This is a genomic window from Methyloversatilis universalis EHg5 (assembly GCF_000378945.1).
In the GTDB taxonomy this organism is placed as follows: Bacteria; Pseudomonadota; Gammaproteobacteria; order Burkholderiales; family Rhodocyclaceae; genus Methyloversatilis; species Methyloversatilis universalis_A.
The window spans coordinates 2,785,517-2,804,316 of the sequence record NZ_KB900539.1 but is presented as its reverse complement, the minus strand read 5'-3'; the positions used below and the strand labels follow the sequence as shown (position 1 = coordinate 2,804,316).

Below are 18,800 nucleotides of genomic sequence, written 5' to 3'. Positions count from 1 at the left end.
CTGATCCGAGCCTCACTTCGCGGCCTTTTTCGGTGCCGCCTTGGCGACCGGTTTCTTCGCCGGTGCGGCGGTCTTCTTTGCCGGCACCGCGCCCTGTTTCTTTGCAACCGCCTGTGCGCTCTTGCGCTGCGACACCGGCTTGGCGATCTGCTTGCCGGTGGCCGCCTTGCTGCTCGTGGCGGCAGCCGGCGTGACCGGCACCGTCACCCAGCGTCCGTTGCGCTTCACCCGGCGGGTCTGCACCTTGTCCGCCGACAGCCGTGGCGCTTCCTCAACGCTGAGGCCGGTTTCGGGCGACAGTTCGCTGCCCTCTTCAGGCACCAGCAGCGTGCTGCCCGGGCCGACCTTGACGGTGGGCGACAGGCCGTTGAAGCGGCGCAGGCGCCACTCGCTGACGCCGAAGCGCCTGACCACCGAAGCCATCGTTTCTTTCGGTCCCAGCGTGTAGGTACGCCAGGCAGAACCGCTGGGGGCGCCGGTGTCACGGCTTTCCAGATTGGACATGAAGGTGTCGACCGCGTGCGCCGGCAGCACCAGCTGGGCGCCGCCCTCGCCGGTGCGGATGACAGGCCGCTTGTGCTGCGGGTTCAGCGCCTTGATTTCCGCCACCGGCACGTCGGCCAGGCGGGCCGCGGTGGCCAGGTCCATGGTCGGCGCTTCGGCCACCAGCGCGAAATAGGGCTTGTTGGCGACGGGATCCAGTTCGATGCCGAACAGTTCGGGCTGCGCGATGATGTTCTTCAGCGCCTGCAGCTTGGGTACGTAGTGACGGGTTTCCGCCGGCATGTTGAGCGAGGCGTAGTCGGTCGGCAGGCCGGCTGCGGTGTTGCGCATGACCGCGCGACCCACCGCGCCTTCGCCCCAGTTGTAGGAAGCAAGCGCCAGATGCCAGTCGCCGTGCATTTCATAGATGCGCTGCAGGTATTCCAGCGCGGCGGCGGTGGAGGCGACGATGTCGCGCCGGTCATCGCGCTGGGCGTTCTGTTCGAGGCCATACAGCTTGCCGGTCGATGGAATGAACTGCCACAGGCCGGAGGCCTTGGCCACCGACAGCGCTTCCGGGTTGTAGGCGCTTTCCACCATGGGCAGCAGTGCCAGTTCGGTCGGCAGGCCGCGCTTCTCGATTTCCTCGACGATGTGGAACATGTAGCGCCGGCCGCGCTCGGTGATGCGGCGGAAGTAGTCCGGGCGGTTCAGGTACCAGGCCTGGTGTTCGGCCACCAGCGGGTGGTTCAGGTCGGCCATGCCGAAACCCTTGCGGATGCGCTCCCACAGATTGTCCGGCGCCACGGTCAGATCGACCGGTTTGACCGTGTCGGTGGCGCCGTCGACCACTTCGGTGGCTTTCGGGAAGGGAATGGGTTCGGCGCTGCCCGGCCTGATGCCGGGCGTGGTGCGGGCAGCGGGCTCAGCGGGGCGACGGGCTGCGGGGCGTTCGCCCGAGCGGACGCCCTGACTGGCCGTGGCACCCGGCGACGGGTCGGCCCTGTCCTCGGTCACCACGCCGGTGGCGGCACAGCCAGCCAGGGTGGCGGCCGCAAGCGCGATCAGCGAGCGGCGCAGCAGGGATGCGATGAAAGACGGCATTGTGGCGCAGAAGCCAAACCCCGAATGCTAGCCAGCCTGACGGTGCAGCGTCAAACCGGGATGCGGACGGAGGGCGGCGGGCAGAGTGCAGGACCGTGCATCGACCCCGTTCCCGGCCATCGGTTTCAAAAGGCGTGATCCCCGCCGGGCGGCCACGCTGCGGTGCCGCTTGCCCTTGGCGCGGGCAGCGTTATGATGGCGGGCAAAAAAACGGGTGTTCACATGAAAGCGCTGGTCATAGAGGACTCTCAGACGGGGCTTGCGGTCGTCAGCCAGCATCTGGAGCGCATGGGCATACAGCCGATCGCCGCCACCGATGGCGAGCGCGGCGTGGCGCTGTTCCGTGAACACAATCCGGACATCGTGCTGCTCGACGTGGTGCTGCCGGGCATGGATGGCTACGAGGTGGCCCGCCGCATCCGCGCGATCGAACAGTCGGGCGAATGGACGCCCATCATCTTCCTGACCGCCCGCACTGCCGACACCGATCTGGTGCAGGGCATCACCGCCGGCGGCGACGACTACCTGTTCAAGCCGATCAGCGAAGTGGTGCTGGCGGCCAAGGTGCGCGCCATGCAGCGCATCCTGCAGATGCGCTATTCGCTGGTGGTGCTCACCCGCAAGCTCGACGCCGCCAACCAGGAACTGACCCGCCTGACTTCGCTGGACGGCCTGACCGGGCTGGCCAACCGCCGTCACTTTGACGAAACCCTGCTGCGCGAATGGCGCCGCGCGGCCCGCTACAAGCGGCCGCTGGCGCTGGCGCTGATCGACGTCGACCACTTCAAGCTGTTCAACGACAGTTACGGCCATCTGGCCGGTGACGAATGCCTGAAGTCGGTGGCCAGTGCGCTGCATGCGGTGTCTCGCCGCCCCAGCGATCTGGTCGCGCGTTATGGCGGCGAGGAATTCGCGCTCATCCTGCCGGAAACCGATCTCGCCGGTGCCCGCAACGTGGCCGAAGGCCTGTGCGACGCCATCCGAGCGCTGCAGGTGCCGCACGGTGCGTCACCGAGCGGCTTCGTCACCATCAGCGTCGGCGTGGCCAGTCTGACGCCGGGCACCGGCGGCCCGCAGAATCTGATCGCCGAAGCCGATCTGGCGCTGTACGACGCCAAGTCCGGCGGGCGTGACCGGGTGGGCTTCCGGCTGCCGGAAACGGTCGCCAGCTGAACCACCGGCCGCGTTCGCGGCGGCCGGTGTGCACCGGTCAGAAATCGTTCTTCCACGCCCGCAGCGCTGCGAACACCTCGACCGGTGTTGTCAGCGGCTGGCCGGCGTGCGCCTCGGCAGCCCTGATCACGTCCGGTTCGCGCACCCGCAGGAAGGGGTTGGTCGCCAGTTCGTCGGCCAGTGTGCTCGGCACCGTCGGTTCGCCAGCGGCACGCTGATGCGCCACCCGGCGGATGCGGGCGAGCAGGGCCTGATTGTCCGGTTCCACCGCCTGCGCGAAGCGCAGATTGGCCTGCGTGTACTCGTGAGCGCAGTACACCCGGGTGTGCAGCGGCAGCGATGCCAGCCGTGACAGCGCGTGCCACATCTGTTCCGGCGTGCCTTCGAACAGGCGGCCGCAGCCGCCAGCGAACAGCGTATCGCCGCAGAACAGCCGGTCGCGTGCGACATAGGCGATGTGGCTGCGCGTATGCCCCGGCACTTCCAGTACCGCGAGTGACGCGTCCAGCCAGGGCAGCGCGATGCGGTCGCCTTCGCGCACCACCTGGTCGATGTGCTCGATGCGTCCGTCGTCCGGCCCGTACACGCGGGCGCCGGTCAGTCGTTTCAGTTCGCCCACGCCGCCGGTGTGATCGGCGTGATGGTGGGTGATCAGGAGGGTGTCCAGGCGCAGCGAATGTTTGTCGAGAGCGGCCAGAACCGGAGCGGCATCGCCCGGGTCGACCACCAGCGCCCGGTCACCTGCGGCGGCGAGCCAAAGATAGTTGTCGCCAAATGCGGGGATCGGATATATCTTCATCCGCCCGATTCTGGCGGCTGGGCCTCGCGTTGACAATGCGCCCCGCCGTTTTTCCGCTGCCGCAACCCGCCCCGCCCATGTCGATTCCCGGTCTGCACGAATGGTTGGACACCCCGCAGGGACTGTATGTCCAGCGCTGGGAACAGGCGCGGGTGGATAGCATCGTGGCCGATGTGTTCGGCTATAACGCGGTGCAGATCGGGCTGCTGGAGCACGATTACCTGCGCGCCAACCGGATGCCGTACAAGCTTTATTGCGAGGACGCGAAGCCGGGGCCGGCGCGGGCGCTCATCTGTGACCCGGTGCAGCTGCCGCTGGCCTCGACCAGCGTCGATCTGGTCGTGCTGCCGCATGTGCTGGAATTCGCCAGCGATCCGCATGCGGTGCTGCGCGAGGTCGAGCGGGTGCTGGTGCCGGAAGGTCAGGTGCTGGTGACCGGCTTCAATCCGTTCAGCCTGTGGGGCGCACGGCGGCGCCTGCGCGAGCGCGATCCTTTCCCGTGGAACGGCGACTGGCTGTCGGTGCCGCGCCTGCGCGACTGGTTCAAGCTGCTCAGCCTGGACACCCAGGCCGGCTGTTTCGGCTGTTACCGGCCGCCGGTGCGCAGCGAAAAATGGCTGTCGCGCTGGCAGTTCATCGAGGCGGCCGGCGAGCGCTGGTGGCCCTTTCTCGGCGGCGCCTACGTGCTGCAGGGAATCAAACGGGTGCGCGGCATGCGGCTCATCATGCCGAAATGGCGCGACCGCCGCGCCGCGGCGCGTGCGCTGGCCGCGGTCAGCCCGCGCGCCCAGAAAGACAGGTCGCCCGGCCAGTGAGCCGGCGTACGTACTGAATCATTGCGGAGAGTTTCTTGGACGAAGTCATCATCTATACCGACGGCGCCTGCAGCGGCAACCCGGGCCCCGGCGGCTGGGGTGCGCTGCTGCTGAGCGGCACGCACGAGAAGGAAATGTCCGGCGGCGATCCCTCGACCACCAACAACCGGATGGAAATGATGGCGGTGATCGAGGCGCTGAATGCGCTGAAGAAACCGGTGCGTGCGGTGGTCTATACCGACTCGCAGTACGTGCAGAAGGGCATCAGCGAGTGGATACACGGCTGGAAGCGCAAGGGCTGGAAGACCGCCGCCGGTGCTCCGGTCAAGAATGTTGACCTGTGGAAGGCGCTGGACGCGGCCGCCGGCGTGCATCAGGTGGAATGGAAATGGGTGAAGGGCCACGCCGGCCACCCGGAGAACGAGCGCGTGGACCGGCTGGCGCGCGAAGCCATTCCGGCCCGTCGTTGACCGCTGTCAGCGAACCGCAAGGCGCCGCCGGTACAATGCGGCCCGCTTCCCGGAGTCCCGTCCAGAAATGACCCGTCAGATCATCCTCGATACCGAAACCACCGGCCTGGAATGGCAGAACGGCGATCGGCTGATCGAAATCGGCTGCGTCGAACTGGTCGGGCGCAAGCGGACCGGCCGTCAGCTGCACCTGTACTGCAATCCGGAGCGCGATGTGCCGGAAGGCGCGGTGGCGGTGCATGGCATCACCACCGATTTCCTGGCCGACAAGCCCAAGTTTCGCGACGTGGTCGACCAGATCGTCGATTTCGTGCGCGATGCCGAACTGGTCATCCACAACGCAGCCTTCGATACCGGCTTCATCGACAATGAACTGAACATCGTCGGCCGGCCGCCGCTGCGCGAAATCTGCGTGTGGCCGGCGATCGACACGGTGCGCATGGCGCGCGACATGTTCCCGGGCAAGCGTGCCAACCTCGACGCACTGTGCGAGCGCTTCGGCATCGAGAACTCGCACCGCGAATTCCACGGCGCGCTGCTCGACGCGGAACTGCTGGTCGAGGTCTATCTGGCGATGACGCGCGGCCAGGAAAGCCTGATCATCGATCTCGAACCCGAGCCTTCGGCGGTGCGTGCCGCCGCCGCAGCGCGCCCGCGCGGTGCATTGCGCCGGGTACAGGCAAGCGAGGCCGAGATCGCCGAACACCAGAAGCTGCTGGCCGAGATCGACAAGGCCAGCGGCGGCGCCACCGTGTGGCGCAAACTTGAACCGGCTGCGGCCGGATGAATACAGGGGCGACCGGCCGTCCCCGAGCCGAGGCAGGTTTCTTGCTTCGGCGGCCGGACATTTCCGGATGCGTCGCCGACCCGGCGGCGTGGTCCGGTAGTGCTGACAACCAGACAGGAGACCCCGCATGAGCGCGCAGAAAATTCCCGCCACACTGATCCCCGGCGACGGCATCGGACCGGAAATCATGGAGGCCGTGCTGGCGGCCCTGGACGCGGTGGGTGCGCCGTTCGAGTGGGAAGAGATGCCGGCCGGCATGGGCGCGCTCAAGAGTGAGGGCGATCCGCTGCCGGGCAAGACGCTGGACAGCATCCGCCGCACCCGGCTGGCGCTGAAAGGCCCGCTGGAAACCCCGGTCGGTGGCGGCTTCCGCTCGATCAACGTGCGCCTGCGCGAGGAATTCAAGCTCTACGCCAACATCCGTCCGGCGCGCACGCTGATTCCGGGCGGCCGCTACGACAACATCGACCTCATCGTCTGCCGCGAGAATCTCGAAGGCCTGTACATGGGCTACGAGCACTTCATCCCGATCGAGGGTGACCCGCACGCGGTCGCCATGTCGACCGGCGTGAATACCCGCCAGGGCGCGCGCCACATTCTGGAATACGCCTTCGACCACGCGATCGCGCTCGGCCGCAAGAAGGTGACCGTGGTGCACAAGGCCAACATCATGAAGGCGCTCACCGGCATCTTCCTGGAAACCGCCGAACAGATGTTCGAGGAGCGCTACAAGGGCAAGATTCAGTTCGAACAGGTCATCGTCGATGCCTGCTGCATGAAGCTGGTGATGAACCCGTGGCAGTTCGACGTGCTGGTCACCACCAATCTGTTCGGTGACATCCTGTCCGACCTGACCGCCGGTCTGGTCGGCGGTCTGGGCATGGCGCCCGGTTCCAACATCGGTGCCGACGCCGCCATCTTCGAAGCGGTGCACGGCTCGGCGCCGGACATCGCCGGCCGCGGCATCGCCAACCCGACCGCGCTGGTGCTGGCGGCCGCGCTGATGCTGGATCACGTGAAGCAGCAGGACAAGGGCGACCGCATCCGCCAGGCGGTCAGCGACACGCTGAACGTAGACAACGTGCGCACCGGCGACCTCGGTGGCAAGGCCAGCACCCGCGAATACACCGCGGCGCTGGTCGCCCGTATCCGCAACAACGGCTGAGCGGACTGCGCCCCGTCCGGCACACCCGGCGGGGCGGTCATGGCCGTACACCGCCGTGTCCGGCGGCGTACGGCATCCGTACGCGGTGTGGCCGCGGTCTGGGCGATAATCATCCACTTCCTCGACCTCCCCGCGGCCATCCCTCTCCATGAAAGTCTTCGGATTTGCCGGCTACAGCGGCTCCGGAAAGACCACGCTGATCGAGCAGCTCATCCCGCGTTTCGTGCTGGACGGGCTCACCGTGTCGCTGATCAAGCATGCCCATGCCGGCTTCGACATCGACCGTCCGGGCAAGGATTCGCACCGGCTGCGCGAAGCGGGCTGCACCGAAGTCATGCTGGTGTCGAACAACCGCTGGGTGCTGATGCACGAACTGCGCGGCCGGCCGGAACCGACGCTGGACGAGCAGATCGCGGCCATGGGCGACTGCGACCTGCTGCTGGTCGAGGGCTACAAGGCCTCGGCCATTCCCAAGCTGGAAATCCACCGGCCGTCCTACGGTCGTCCGCTGATGTATCCGGACAATCCGCACATCGTGGCGGTGGCGACCGATGAGGCGATGGAACTTCCGCTGCCCCGGCTCGACCTGAACGATGTGGACGGGGTCGCCGACTTCATCCTCCGACACCAGGGGTTCAGATGAACGAAATGCTTACGCTGGATGCCGCGCTCGACCGCCTGCTGGCGGCCGCGCGTCCGCTTGCCGACACCGAAACCGTATCGACCTTCGCGGCCACGGGCCGGGTGCTGGCCACCGATCAGCGCTCGACGCTTACCGTGCCGCCGCACGACAACTCCAGCATGGATGGCTATGCGGTACGGCTGGCCGACCTGACCGCGCCCGGCGACTGTTTGCCGGTCAGCCAGCGCATTCCGGCTGGCCATGTCGGCACGCCGCTGGCCGCCGGCACCTGTGCCCGCATCTTCACCGGCGCGCCGGTGCCCGAAGGCGCCGATGCCATCGTGATGCAGGAGGCCACCCACGCCTCCGATGCCGGCGTGCGCTTCGACGAAATTCCGAAACCGGGCGCCTGGATACGCCGTGCCGGCGAGGACATCCGCGCCGGTGACGTGGTGCTGACGGCCGGCACCCGGCTGCGCGCGCAGGAAGTGGGGCTGGCCGCGACGATAGGGCTGGCCGAACTGCCGGTGGTGCGCCGGCCGCGGGTGGCACTGTTTTCGACCGGCGACGAATTGGTCATGCCGGGCGAGCCGCTGCCGCCGGGCGGCATTTACAACTCCAACCGCTACACGCTGCGCGCGCTGTGCGAAACCCTGGGCTGCGAAGTGCTGGATCTGGGCATCGTGCCCGACCGGCTGGACGCTACCCGCGCCGCGCTGCGCGAAGCGGCGGAGAACTGTGACCTCATCCTGACCAGCGGCGGAGTAGGCGTCGGCGAAGAGGACCACATCAAGCCGGCGCTCAATGCCGAGGGCGGGCTGGACAGCTGGAAGATCGCGATGAAGCCGGGCAAGCCGCTGGCGCACGGCCATGTGCGCCGGGGCGAGGGCGATCACGCCGACTTCATCGGCCTGCCCGGCAATCCGGTATCCAGCTTCGTCACCTTCCTGCTGCTGGTGCGGCCCTTCATCCTGCGCCGCATGGGCGTGAGCGACGTGACGCCGCAGCCGTTCGCGGTGCGCGCCGACTTCGACTGGCCGAAGCCGGACCGCCGGCGCGAGTTCCTGCGGGTACGCCGCAATGCCGAGGGCGGGCTGGAGCTGTTCCCGAACCAGAGTTCGGGCGTGCTCACCTCTACCGTGTGGGGCAGCGGTCTGGCCGATATCGCCGCCGGCCAGCCGGTGAAGCGCGGCGATGCCGTGCCCTTCCTGTCCTTCGAATCCCTGCTTTACTGAACATCATGAAGATCAAGGTGCTTTATTTCGCCGCGCTGCGCGAGGCGCTGGGTTCATCCGGCGAAACGCTGGAACTGCCCGCGGGCGTAACCACGCTGGCCGGCGTCCGTGCGCTGATCGCCAACCGTGGCGGCGACTGGGACAGGCTGGCGCAGATGAAGAACCTGCGCGCCGCGGTGAACCAGCGCATGGCCGAACCGGAGACCGCGATCGCCGACGGCGACGAGGTGGCCTTCTTCCCGCCGGTCACCGGCGGCTGAGCCGGTACCGAGGAGAGAACGATGAGCGTGAGCGTTCAGCAGGCCGACTTCGACATCGGCGCCGAGATCGACGCGCTGCTGGCTGGCCGCACCGACGTCGGTGCGGTGGCCACCTTCAGCGGTCTGGTGCGCGACATCAATGACGGTTCCGGCGTGCATGCGATGACGCTGGAGCACTACCCCGGCATGACCGAGGCGGCGCTGGAAGACATCGTCGCGCAGGCCAGATCGCGCTGGGACATTCTGGCGGTGCGGGTGATCCACCGCGTCGGCACGCTGCAGCCGGCCGACCGTATCGTGCTGGTCATTGTCGCCGGCAGTCACCGCGGCGAAGCCTTCGCCGCCTGTGAATTCATCATGGATTACCTGAAAACCCGCGCGCCGTTCTGGAAGCGCGAGGACACGCCCGAGGGCAGCCGCTGGGTGGACGCGCGCGATTCCGATGACAGCGCCGCGCAGCGCTGGATGCAGCAGGGCTGAGCGTTCAGGGCCGCGCGTCAGCCGCGCGCACCGGAACCGGGAAGGGCGCCACCGTGCGCCCTTTTTTCATGTACAGCAGCACCGGCGCGCAGCGCTGCGGGTCGGCGTGGATGCCGACACAGTCCAGACACTGGAAACAGTCGTCGTAGCGGATGGCGCCGCTGCGCTCGATCGCGTCGTACTGGCAGCGGTGACGGCAGGTCTGGCAGGGCTGGCCGCATTCGGCGCGGCGGGTGAGCCAGTCCAGCCGCCGCAGCTTGCCGCCCAGCGTCATCGCAGCACCCAGCGGGCACAGGAAGCGGCAGAAGAATTTGTAGCTGAAGGCGCCGGCCGCGAGCAGGCCGACCGCCCAGGCGACATAGGGCCATGAGCGGTCGAAGCCGACGGTGATGGCGGTCTTGAACGGCTCGACCTCGACCATGCTTTCCGCCAGCCGCGGCGCCAGCGCGGCCGACAGCACCAGTGCGGCCAGCAGCGCGTAGCGGCCGCGGTCGAGCACGCGTGCCACGCCGCGGGGCAGGCGGATCTGCGGCACGCGCAGCTTCTGCGCCGCGATGGCGACGAATTCCTGCAGCGCACCGAAGGGGCAGAGCCAGCCGCAGAAGGTGCCGCGGCCCCAGACGAAGAAGCTCACGACGGTGAAGGCGATGATGAGCAGCGACACCGGGTCGTACAGGAAGCTGGCCAGATTCTGGCCCGCCGCCAGCGTCTTGATGGCGCCGGTGATCTGCACGATGGACAGCTGGCCCTGGGCGTACCAGCCGATGAAAATCAGCGTGAAGGCGAGGAAGGCGTTGCGGAACAGCGTCAGCCGGCGGGCGTCACGCGCCATCCAGTCCGGCCGGGCCAGCACCGCGGACAGCAGCGCCAGCGCAAGGCCGATGGCCAGCAGATCCGGCCAGCGGCCGGCCCAGGCCACCAGCCACTCCGGCGGCGGCTCGGGCGGATAGACGAACAGCGCCGCCTCCGGCCGGTAGTCCAGCGTCACTGTCTGGTGCGTGATGCGCGGCAGCATCATGCCCTTGGCGCGGGTGAGCGTGAGGGTGAACTGCATGGGCCGCGCCGGGTCCAGCCCGGCCTGCGCGTAGACGCGGAACACGCCGGACGCGTTGAAGGCCGGTGCGCCGTCCGGCGCCGGATGCTCGAATACCAGATCGCGCATTTCCACCGGCAGTCCGCTCTGGGTGAGCGACAGCGCCGGCGGCGGCGTGCCCGGCACGAACTGGTCGTCGATCAGCGCCACCCGGCCGGCGGTGGCCAGCCACAGCGCGTGCTGACCGTCCTCCAGCTTGTTCATCAGATCGGCGTAGCGCGCGTCGCCCAGCACTGCGCGGCCCACGGTCGGCGCGTTCAGATAGCCGACGTAGAGGTCGACCAGCGTGCCGCCCGGCTCGGCCAGCGCCCCCTCGTCTGCGCCTTCGCCATCGGTGCCGGCGAACAGCTTTTCCGCCTGCGCGTGAGTGACCCGAAGATGGCCGATCAGCCCGCGCTTTACCAGCGTGGCGAAATCGAGTCTTTCGTACAGATCGGCGCGTGCGCGGGCGGTCGGGCCGCGTGCACCCGGGTCGGCGAAGCCCAGCTTCGCGCGCGCCACCGCCAGACCGGCGGCGAGTACCGTCTGGTTCACGATGCGCACCGAGGCGGTGGCCTTGGTCACGCCATCCAGCACCACCCGTGTTTCGCTGCCGCCAGCCCGGGTATTGCCGTAGGCGGACGACACGGTGATTTCCTGCTTCAGGCTCTTGCCGGCGTACTGCTGCACGAACTCCTTCAGCGGCGCTTCGCCCAGACCGCTCAGGAACACCGGTTCGTGCTGGCGCAGCACCTCGACGTCGATGAAGCCGCCCTTGCGGTCGATGGCGACCAGCAGATTCATCGGCGTGCCTTCGAAGCCGGGGATGGGCGCCAGATCGATGGATTCGAACACATAGCCGACCGGGCCGGCTTCCGGTTCCAGTTCGCTGGTGAGCGGCCACACCGGCAGATCATTGAGCTGCGGCTGTACATGCAGCGGCGGCTGGAAGCGGCGCTGCAGTGCCTCCAGCGTCAGGTCACCGGCCTGCGCACAGGCACACAGCACGAGCAGCAGCAGGGCGAACAGACGGCGGATCGGGGGCAGCATGGGGGCGTACCGGCAAGCCTTCGAAGTGGCTCAGGATGCTAAACGCGGCGATGCCCGGCGGACGCATGGAAATTGCCTGAAACCTGGCCGGGCGTGTGCCGGTCAGGGCACATACCCTGATGCCTGCTGGCTTGATTTCCGGAGTGCCCGATGTCTCTGAACCCGTCCGTCCCGATTCCCATCTCGATTCCCCTCTCGATTCCCATCCTGATCCCCGTCCTTGCCGTGCTCGCGCTCGGCCTGCCGTTGACCGCGGCCGCACTCACCGACGAAGACATCGCCGAGGCGGTGCAGAAGCCGTCGTGGGGGCTGTACAAGGGCTACGCCGAATTCAAGATGGCGCATTACGCCGACGCCAGGCGCATCTGGGTTGCACTGGCCGAGCGCGGCAACGGCGAGGCCTGGTTCAACCTCGGCATCCTGGCCGAGGACGGGCTGGGCGAGCCACGGGATGCCTACGCCGCGCGCCGGCTGTACGAGCAAGGCGCCGAAGCTGGCAGCCGCAACGCGGCGCTGCGGCTGGGCCTGCTGCTGCAGGGCGGCAAGCTCGGTCAGCGCGATCTCGACGGTGCGCGGCGCTGGCTCAAGGTGGCCGCGGACCAGGGCGACGCCGAGGCGGCTACCCATCTGGCCGCGCTGGATGATCCGCAGGGCGGTGGCAGCGTGCGCGACCGCGAACTGGCCGAAGCCCGCCGCTTCGAGGCCGAAGGCCGGCACGCCGACGCGGCCGCGATGTACCGCAAGCTGGCCGATTTCGGCGATGTGCGCGGCGTGACCCGTCTGGCCTGGGCGTACGAGGCTGGGCGCGGTGTGGAGCGCAATCTGGCCGAAGCCGCCCGGCTGTTCCGGGTGGCGGCGGAGCAGGGTGAGGCGGAAGCGCAGTACGCGCTGTCGGTCATGCTGGATACCGGTGCGGGTCAGGCCCGCAACGGTGACGAAGCGCTGCGCTGGCTGCGCGCGTCCGCCGGCCAGAACTACCCGCCGGCGGTGCAGGCACTGCAGGCGCGCAACTGAACGCCAGGGTCACACCAGGCCGAGATCGCGTGCGATCAGCGCCGCTTCGGCGCGCGACGATACATTGAGCTTGCGGTACAGCTCCTTCACGTAGCCGGCCACCGTGTGCTGCGAAATGCCCAGCAGGCGGGCGGTTTCCGCCTGGGTGAGCCCTTTCGAGATCAGCCGCAGCACTTCGGTTTCGCGTTCGGTGAGGTCGGGGCCGGGCGCCGACGGCGCCGGCTGGAAGAAGGCCAGCATGCGGCGCGCGATGGCCGGCGACAGCGGTGGCTGGCCGGCGGCGATGCCGGTCAGTGCCTGCACGATGCCGGCCACCGGCTGGTCCTTCAGCAGATAGCCCCGGGCGCCAGCGCGCAGCGCCGGGAAGATGTGGCCGTCGTCGTCGTAGATGCTGGCCACGATGCACAGCGTGGCGGGCGAGCGCCGCTGTATCTGTTCGATCAGCGTGATGCCGCTGCCGTCCGGCAGGCCGAGGTCGATCAGCGCGATGTCGGGCGCCGGCCCGACGGCCAGCTTCTGTGCCGCTTCGGCCAGCGAATAGGCGCTGTCGATGGCGATGCCCGGAAAGCTTTGTTCGAGCGCCTCGCGCAGCCAGGCTTGCGATTCGGGCAGATCTTCGAGAATGAATCCGGTCTTCATCGTGGTACGGCGGGGCCCGTGCCCCGGCGGTTGGAATGCCCGGACATCATAACGCCCGGCTACGGCCGCGCACCCCCGCGATCACGGGGGCTGGCAAGCCGGCCCGCTTGAAGGACAATGCGCGGGTCAGAGCGGCCGCACGGGCCGCATCCTCCAACAACAAACACAACGGAAAGCCCGATGCAGCCGCCGCCGATCGAGCGACTTTCGCCCGTGCGTGTCACGCGCGTGCGCCCTCCGCGCCTGCGCACGCGAGATGGCCGGTATGCCGGCCCGTATGTCCGCCCCGGCCCCACCAGCCGCATTCCCCGCCTGTGTGCCCGTCTGCTGCCGCTGCTTGCCTGCGGCCTGCTGTCGGGCGCGGCCGCCGGTGCGCCGGTCGAGGTGATCGAAGCCGCTACCGTCGATACCACCGCCGGACCGCTGCCGGACCCGGCTGCCGGCCTGCAGGACAGCCGGCTGCACGCGCTCGACACCATGGCGCCGCAGGGCCGCTGGGCGGCGCGGCTGGAGATGCGCACCAACGGCTACGACCTGTGGTTCGACGACCGTGGCCGCATGCGCGGCCTGGGCGGCGAATTCGACCGGGTGGACCTGAACGCCGGCATCTTTCCGGCGCTGGCGCTGCTCGGGCCGGGCGCCACGCTGGGCACCACCCGGCTGCGCTCGCGGGTCAATATCGACTTCACCGCGCTCACCATGGGTTACGGCATTACTGAAAACCTGACCGTGGGCTTCATCCTGCCGTATTCGCACATCCATACCGGCGTCGGCTTCGCGATGAGCGGCGGCAATGTCGGCTTCAACCCGGCTTTCAATGCCGGGCTGCCGATCGGGCCCGGCAACTTTCCGTTCGCGCCGGTCGGCGGGCCGGTGACGCCGATGGGCAGCGCCGGCGTGCAGCGCCTGCTGACCGACCCGGCTTTCGGCTACCGCTACAAGCCGGTGGGCAGCGTGGCCACCAGCGGCATCGGCGACCCGACCTTCGGTTTCCTGTGGCGGCTGTACAAGGGCACGCACGACGGCGCGGTGCTTGGCCTGGGCGTTCACGCAGGTTGGGCGCGCGACGACGACCCGGACGACCTGTTCGACGTGCAGGCCAGCGACGGCAGCACCGATCTCGAGGCGAGGCTGGAGTACTTCCGCGCGCTGGGCGCCGGCTGGGATCTGCGGCTGTTCGCCCGCCACCGCGAACAGACCGCGGACCGGGTGACCCGCCGGATTCCACGACCGGGCGAAATCCTGGCGCCGTTCTCGACCCGCGAACGGGTCGAGCGCGACCTCGGCGACTACCGCGAATACGACATCGAACTGGGCCACAGCATCGGCGCCTGGCGCGGCTCGCTGACCTGGCATCTGTACGAGAAGAGCGGCGATCACTACCGCTCGTCGCGTGGCACCGACGTGTCGGCGCTGGAGGCGAACACCCATATCCGCGCCGACCAGTGGCGCGCCGGCCTGTCCTGGAGCGGCGTGGGCGCCTTCCTGCGCGGTGCGTTGCCGCTGCCCATCGTGGTGAAGCTGGAAATGCAGGACACCTATGGCGGGCGCAACTTCCCCAAGGTGCGTGACGTGTATGTGCAGGTGACCAGTTTTTTCTGAGTGCGATGAATCTGCTCCGCCTCGCCCTGTTCTGCCTGCTGTTCGGCGCCGCGGCCGCCCGCGCCGAACAGCAGGTCATCACGCTGGAGCGGGCGGACTTCGTCGTTGCGCCGCTGACCGCACGCGATGCGGTGCCGCCGCCGGAGCGCGCCGACTGGCAGCCGCAGGCGCTGCCGGACGCCTGGCGCGACACCCATCCGGAGCTGCATACCAGCGGCTGGTACCGCTTCCGCTTCACCGTCACGCCGGGTGACGATCCGCTGCAGGCGGTTTTCCTGCCCAAGCTGGGGCTGAATGCCGCGGTCTGGCTCAATGGTGTGTTCATCGGCGACGGCGGCCGATTCGATGACCCGATCTCGCGCAACTGGAACCGGCCGCTGCTTTTCCTGGTGCCGCCGGGCACGCTGAAGCCGGGCGCCAACGCGCTCTACATCCACCTGCGCGGTCACGCCTACACCCAGGCTTCGCTGCATCCGCCGAAGATCGGGCCGGACAGCGTGCTGCGGCCGATGTACGAGCGCGAGCACTTCCTGCGCATTACGCTGAACCAGACCGCCAGCCTGCTGATCGCCAGCGTCGGCGTGCTCATGCTGGCGCTGTGGCTGCAGCGGCGGCAGGACACCGCCTACGCCTGGTTCGCCGCGTCGGCGCTGGTGTGGGCGGCGCAGTCGGTCAATCTGTACGTGCGCGATGTGCCGTTCACCACCGCCCAGTGGGAGGTGCTGATCAACGCCAGCTTCCAGGTGTTTTCGGCGCTGCTCATGGTGTCGCTGCTGCGTTTTGCCGAAGCCGGCGGCCGGCCGCTGATTCCGGCGCTCATGCTGTCGGCGCTGCTGGGGCCGCTCACCATGTGGCTGGCGCCGGACGCGCAGGCGATCCGGGTGAGCGCCTTCTGGCACCTGTACACGCTGGCGGGCGCGGCGGCCACGCTGGCTTTCCTGCTGCGCGCCGCCATCCGCTGGCACAACCGCGACGCCCGGCTGCTGGTCGGCGCGCTCGGCGTGGTGCTGCTGCTGGCCGCCCACGACTGGCTGATGCACAGCCGGCATCTGCTGCCCGGCGGCCACCGCCTGCTGCTGGATGACGTATATCTGCTGCACTACGGCGCGCCGCTGCTCTTTCTCGCGGTGGGGCTGATCATGACCTCGCGTTTCGTGCGGGTGCTGAACGAGTTCGAGCGGCTGAACGGGGATCTGGAGGCGCGGGTGCGGCTCAAGCACGCGCAGCTGGAACAGACTTTCGCCCGTGTGCGCGAGATGGAGATGGAACAGGCGGTGACCGACGAACGCGAGCGCATCTACCGCGACCTGCACGATGATGTCGGCGCCAAGCTGCTGTCGCTGGTGTATCGCGCCGGTTCGCCGTCGGCAGCCGACCTCGCGCGGTCGGCACTGCAGGATCTGCGCGACGTGGTGTCGCGCAGCGGCAGCGATTTCTTCCGGATGGACGATGTGGCCGCCGACTGGCGGGCCGAGTGCGAAAAGCGGCTGGCGGAAGCCGCGATTCCGCTGGACTGGTCGCAGTATGGCGCGCTGGGCGAGGTCGAACTGAGCCAGCCGCAGGTGCTCAATGTCGGTCGCGTGCTGCGTGAGGCGGTGACCAATGTGATCCGTCACGCGCAGGCGCGTGGCGTGTGGATAGAACTGGGCAGCGACGGCGAGCGGCTGGCGCTGCGGGTGTGCGACGACGGCATCGGCCTGAAGGGCGGTGAGCCGGGCGCAGGCACGACGGGCAGCGGGCCGGGCGGACGCGGCCTGCGCAATATGGATGCGCGGGCGGCCCGGCTGGGCGGTGTGCTGCTGCGCCGGCAGGCGCCTCAGGGCGGGCTGGAAGTGCTGCTGGAACTGCCGCTCGGGGCCACCCCAGCGGGCGCCTGATCAGCCGCGCGCCAGCGGCAGCGAGAACGAGGCGCGCAGGCCGCCTTCGGCGCGGCGCGACAGCGTGATGTCGCCGCCCTGGGCGCGGGCGATGGCGCGGGCGATGGCCAGACCGAGCCCGCTGCCGCCGGTGTGGCGGGCGCGCGAAGCCTCCAGCCGCACATAGGGTTCGAACACCCGTTCCAGCTCGGCGTCCGGAATGCCCGGTCCGGCGTCCTCGATGTCTACCTGTGCCCGGCCTGCAGCTTCGGACAGCCGCACGGTCACCCGGCCGCCGCCGTAGCGGCGCGCGTTGTCCATCAGATTGACCAGTGCGCGGCGGGTCTGTACCGGGCGCAGCACCACCGGCTGCGACAGGCCGCCTTCGACCGCGATGTCCGCACCCAGCGCGGCGATGTCGTCCGCCACGCCTTCGACCAGCGCATCCAGCCGGGTCGGGGCGGCACTTTCCGCGCTGTCGCCGGCGCGCAGGAAGGCCAGCGTGTCGTCGATCAGGGTTTCCATTTCTGCCAGATCGCGTTCGATCGCGTCGCGTACCGGGCTTTCCGGCAGTTGTTCGAGGCGCAGGCGCACCCGGGTAATCGGCAGCCGCAGATCGTGAGACACGCCGGCCAGCGCCTGGGCGCGGGTCTGTATCAGCGCGCGCAGTGCCGACTGCATGCGGTTGAATGCCTGCGCTGCACCCGCCACTTCGCGCGGGCCGGCGGTGTCCATCGGCGCCTGTTCGAGGTCGCGCGCCAGACCGTCGGCGGCGCGCGCGAACATGGCCAGCGGCCGGGTCAGCCGGCGCACCACCCAGACCGACAGCAGGCCCACCGCCAGCGCCACCAGCAGCAGGCTGATGACGATGCGCACCGGCCGTTCGACCGCCGGCGGCGGGGGCGCGTAGCGGAAGGTGAGCACGCTGCCGTCGGACAGCCGCGCCTGGGTCGATACATTGCTCAGCGTCGGGCGGCCGATCAGCCGGGCCAGCGCATCGGGCGGCGGCGGGGGCGGGCGCAGCGTGCTGGCTTCAGCCAGCGCGCGGCTCACCGGCTGGGCGCGGGTGACCACATGGTGGGTATAGCGCCCCTTGAGCCGGTCGCCGACCGCTCGGGCGAACACCTCGAATTCCTCCGGCACTGGCGGCGCGTCGTCATACCAGGGCTCTTCCAGCGACAGCCGGGTGCTCGGGCTTTCCAGCAGCCGCACCAGCCGGGCGCGGCCGGCCGGCGGCGTGTCGTCGACCAGCGCGATCGATTCGGCCACACGGGTGGCGGCGTATTCGCTGCGCATGTGGCGCGACAGCCGCTCGCGGTCATCCACCACCAGCCACAGGCCGACCGAATTGGCGACCAGCAGGCCACCGAGCAGCGCGCACAGGATCTGGCCGAACAGCGTGCGCGGCCACAGCCGCGACAGCAGGGTCAAAGCAGTTTCTCCACCGGCCCGGTCAGCACATAGCCTTCGTTGCGCAGCGTGCGGATGATGCGCGGCTCGCGGCCGTCGTCGCCGAGCCGGCGGCGCAGCCGGCTGATCATCACGTCCACGGTGCGGTCGAAGGGGCCGGCGTCGCGGCCGGCCAGCACGTCCATCAGCTGGTCGCGCGACAGCACCCGGTTCGGATTCTCGGCCAGCGCGTTCAGCATGCGGAATTCACCGCTGGACAGCGGCGTTACGACGCCGCTGTCGTCCACCAGGTGGCGGGCGCCGAGATCCAGCGTCCAGCCGGCGAATTTCAGCGCGCGCACGCTGCCGTCGCCATCCGGGTGTTCCGGCGCGCGGCGCAGGATGCTGCGCACCCGGGCCAGCAGTTCGCGCGGGTGGAAGGGTTTGGGCAGGTAGTCGTCCGCGCCCATTTCCAGACCGATGATGCGGTCCAGCTCGTCGCCGCGGGCGGTGAGCATCAGGATGGGCAGGCGCGATCTGGCGCGGATTTCCCGGCACAGCGTGAGGCCGTCGTCGCCCGGCAGCATCACGTCGAGGATGAGCAGGTCGCAGCCGTCGCGCTCGAGCGCGACGCGCAGCGCGTCACCGTCGGGGACGGTGCGTACGTCCATGTCCTGCTTGCCGAGGTAGTCGCGCAGCAGGTCGCGCAGGTCCGGGTCGTCATCGACCACCAGGATGCGCGGGCGGGCATTCGGTCCGTTCATGGACCGGAGCTTAGCCGCTCG

General features: G+C 69.0%; 18 protein-coding genes. 12 read left to right on the top strand and 6 right to left on the bottom strand.

Features of this window, described 5'->3' with window-relative positions:
* Positions 1-12 precede the first annotated feature (12 nt).
* Positions 13-1,587 carry a transglycosylase SLT domain-containing protein gene (locus METUNV2_RS0112885; RefSeq protein WP_018229881.1) on the bottom strand — a complete coding sequence of 525 codons (1,575 nt, stop codon included), beginning with the start codon at positions 1,585-1,587 and terminating at the stop codon, positions 13-15.
* Between the two features lie 222 nt (positions 1,588-1,809).
* Here METUNV2_RS0112885 and METUNV2_RS0112880 point away from each other — a divergent pair, with 222 nt between their 5' ends.
* Entirely contained in the window at positions 1,810-2,760 is a 951-nt protein-coding gene (locus tag METUNV2_RS0112880) for a GGDEF domain-containing response regulator (protein WP_026188137.1), read from the top strand.
* Between the two features lie 37 nt (positions 2,761-2,797).
* Here METUNV2_RS0112880 and gloB read toward each other — a convergent pair whose 3' ends face one another.
* Positions 2,798-3,559: a hydroxyacylglutathione hydrolase gene (gene gloB / locus METUNV2_RS0112875; protein WP_018229879.1), complete on the bottom strand. Its 762-nt coding sequence runs from the start codon at positions 3,557-3,559 to the stop codon at positions 2,798-2,800.
* Positions 3,560-3,636: 77 nt separating this feature from the next.
* On the opposite strand from gloB, the gene METUNV2_RS0112870 reads away from it, so the two are divergent.
* From METUNV2_RS0112870 to moaE, 8 genes are all read left to right on the top strand, one after another.
* Positions 3,637-4,374, top strand: a complete 738-nt coding sequence (locus METUNV2_RS0112870; protein WP_018229878.1) for a class I SAM-dependent methyltransferase — start codon at positions 3,637-3,639, stop codon at positions 4,372-4,374.
* Between the two features lie 35 nt (positions 4,375-4,409).
* Positions 4,410-4,844: a ribonuclease HI gene (gene rnhA / locus METUNV2_RS0112865; protein ID WP_018229877.1), complete on the top strand. Its 435-nt coding sequence runs from the start codon at positions 4,410-4,412 to the stop codon at positions 4,842-4,844.
* A gap of 67 nt (positions 4,845-4,911) precedes the next feature.
* Entirely contained in the window at positions 4,912-5,631 is a 720-nt protein-coding gene (gene dnaQ, locus METUNV2_RS0112860) for a DNA polymerase III subunit epsilon (protein WP_018229876.1), read from the top strand.
* Positions 5,632-5,758: 127 nt separating this feature from the next.
* A complete protein-coding gene (locus tag METUNV2_RS0112855; RefSeq protein WP_018229875.1) occupies positions 5,759-6,796 on the top strand; it encodes an isocitrate/isopropylmalate family dehydrogenase in 1,038 nt (345 codons plus the stop codon).
* A 148-nt stretch (positions 6,797-6,944) separates the two neighbouring features.
* Positions 6,945-7,439: a molybdopterin-guanine dinucleotide biosynthesis protein B gene (gene mobB / locus METUNV2_RS0112850; RefSeq protein WP_018229874.1), complete on the top strand. Its 495-nt coding sequence runs from the start codon at positions 6,945-6,947 to the stop codon at positions 7,437-7,439.
* Entirely contained in the window at positions 7,436-8,653 is a 1,218-nt protein-coding gene (locus METUNV2_RS0112845) for a molybdopterin molybdotransferase MoeA (RefSeq protein ID WP_018229873.1), read from the top strand. The genes mobB and METUNV2_RS0112845 overlap by 4 nt, the downstream gene beginning before the upstream one ends.
* A gap of 5 nt (positions 8,654-8,658) precedes the next feature.
* On the top strand, positions 8,659-8,913 hold the full coding sequence (gene moaD, locus METUNV2_RS0112840) for a molybdopterin converting factor subunit 1 (protein WP_018229872.1): 255 nt from the start codon (positions 8,659-8,661) through the stop codon (positions 8,911-8,913).
* Between the two features lie 21 nt (positions 8,914-8,934).
* Positions 8,935-9,393, top strand: coding sequence for a molybdopterin synthase catalytic subunit MoaE (gene moaE, locus METUNV2_RS0112835; RefSeq protein WP_018229871.1), 459 nt, complete (start codon positions 8,935-8,937; stop codon positions 9,391-9,393).
* Between the two features lie 4 nt (positions 9,394-9,397).
* Here moaE and METUNV2_RS0112830 read toward each other — a convergent pair whose 3' ends face one another.
* A complete protein-coding gene (locus tag METUNV2_RS0112830; protein ID WP_018229870.1) occupies positions 9,398-11,515 on the bottom strand; it encodes a 4Fe-4S binding protein in 2,118 nt (705 codons plus the stop codon).
* A gap of 150 nt (positions 11,516-11,665) precedes the next feature.
* Between METUNV2_RS0112830 and METUNV2_RS0112825 the strand changes: the two genes are divergently transcribed.
* A complete protein-coding gene (locus METUNV2_RS0112825; protein ID WP_081618544.1) occupies positions 11,666-12,529 on the top strand; it encodes a tetratricopeptide repeat protein in 864 nt (287 codons plus the stop codon).
* Positions 12,530-12,538: 9 nt separating this feature from the next.
* Here METUNV2_RS0112825 and METUNV2_RS0112820 read toward each other — a convergent pair whose 3' ends face one another.
* Complete coding sequence (locus METUNV2_RS0112820) at positions 12,539-13,168, bottom strand: LuxR C-terminal-related transcriptional regulator (RefSeq protein WP_018229868.1); 630 nt, start codon at positions 13,166-13,168, stop codon at positions 12,539-12,541.
* Positions 13,169-13,348: 180 nt separating this feature from the next.
* Here METUNV2_RS0112820 and METUNV2_RS0112815 point away from each other — a divergent pair, with 180 nt between their 5' ends.
* Complete coding sequence (locus METUNV2_RS0112815) at positions 13,349-14,770, top strand: hypothetical protein (RefSeq protein ID WP_018229867.1); 1,422 nt, start codon at positions 13,349-13,351, stop codon at positions 14,768-14,770.
* 5 nt (positions 14,771-14,775) lie between these two features.
* On the top strand, positions 14,776-16,647 hold the full coding sequence (locus METUNV2_RS0112810; protein WP_018229866.1) for an ATP-binding protein: 1,872 nt from the start codon (positions 14,776-14,778) through the stop codon (positions 16,645-16,647).
* On the opposite strand, the gene METUNV2_RS0112805 is transcribed toward METUNV2_RS0112810, so the two are convergent.
* Together METUNV2_RS0112805 and METUNV2_RS0112800 are read right to left on the bottom strand one after the other, a co-directional pair.
* A complete protein-coding gene (locus tag METUNV2_RS0112805; RefSeq protein WP_018229865.1) occupies positions 16,648-18,057 on the bottom strand; it encodes an ATP-binding protein in 1,410 nt (469 codons plus the stop codon).
* Positions 18,054-18,779: a response regulator gene (locus METUNV2_RS0112800; RefSeq protein ID WP_018229864.1), complete on the bottom strand. Its 726-nt coding sequence runs from the start codon at positions 18,777-18,779 to the stop codon at positions 18,054-18,056. Before METUNV2_RS0112800 ends, METUNV2_RS0112805 begins: the two co-directional genes overlap by 4 nt.
* Positions 18,780-18,800 lie beyond the last annotated feature (21 nt).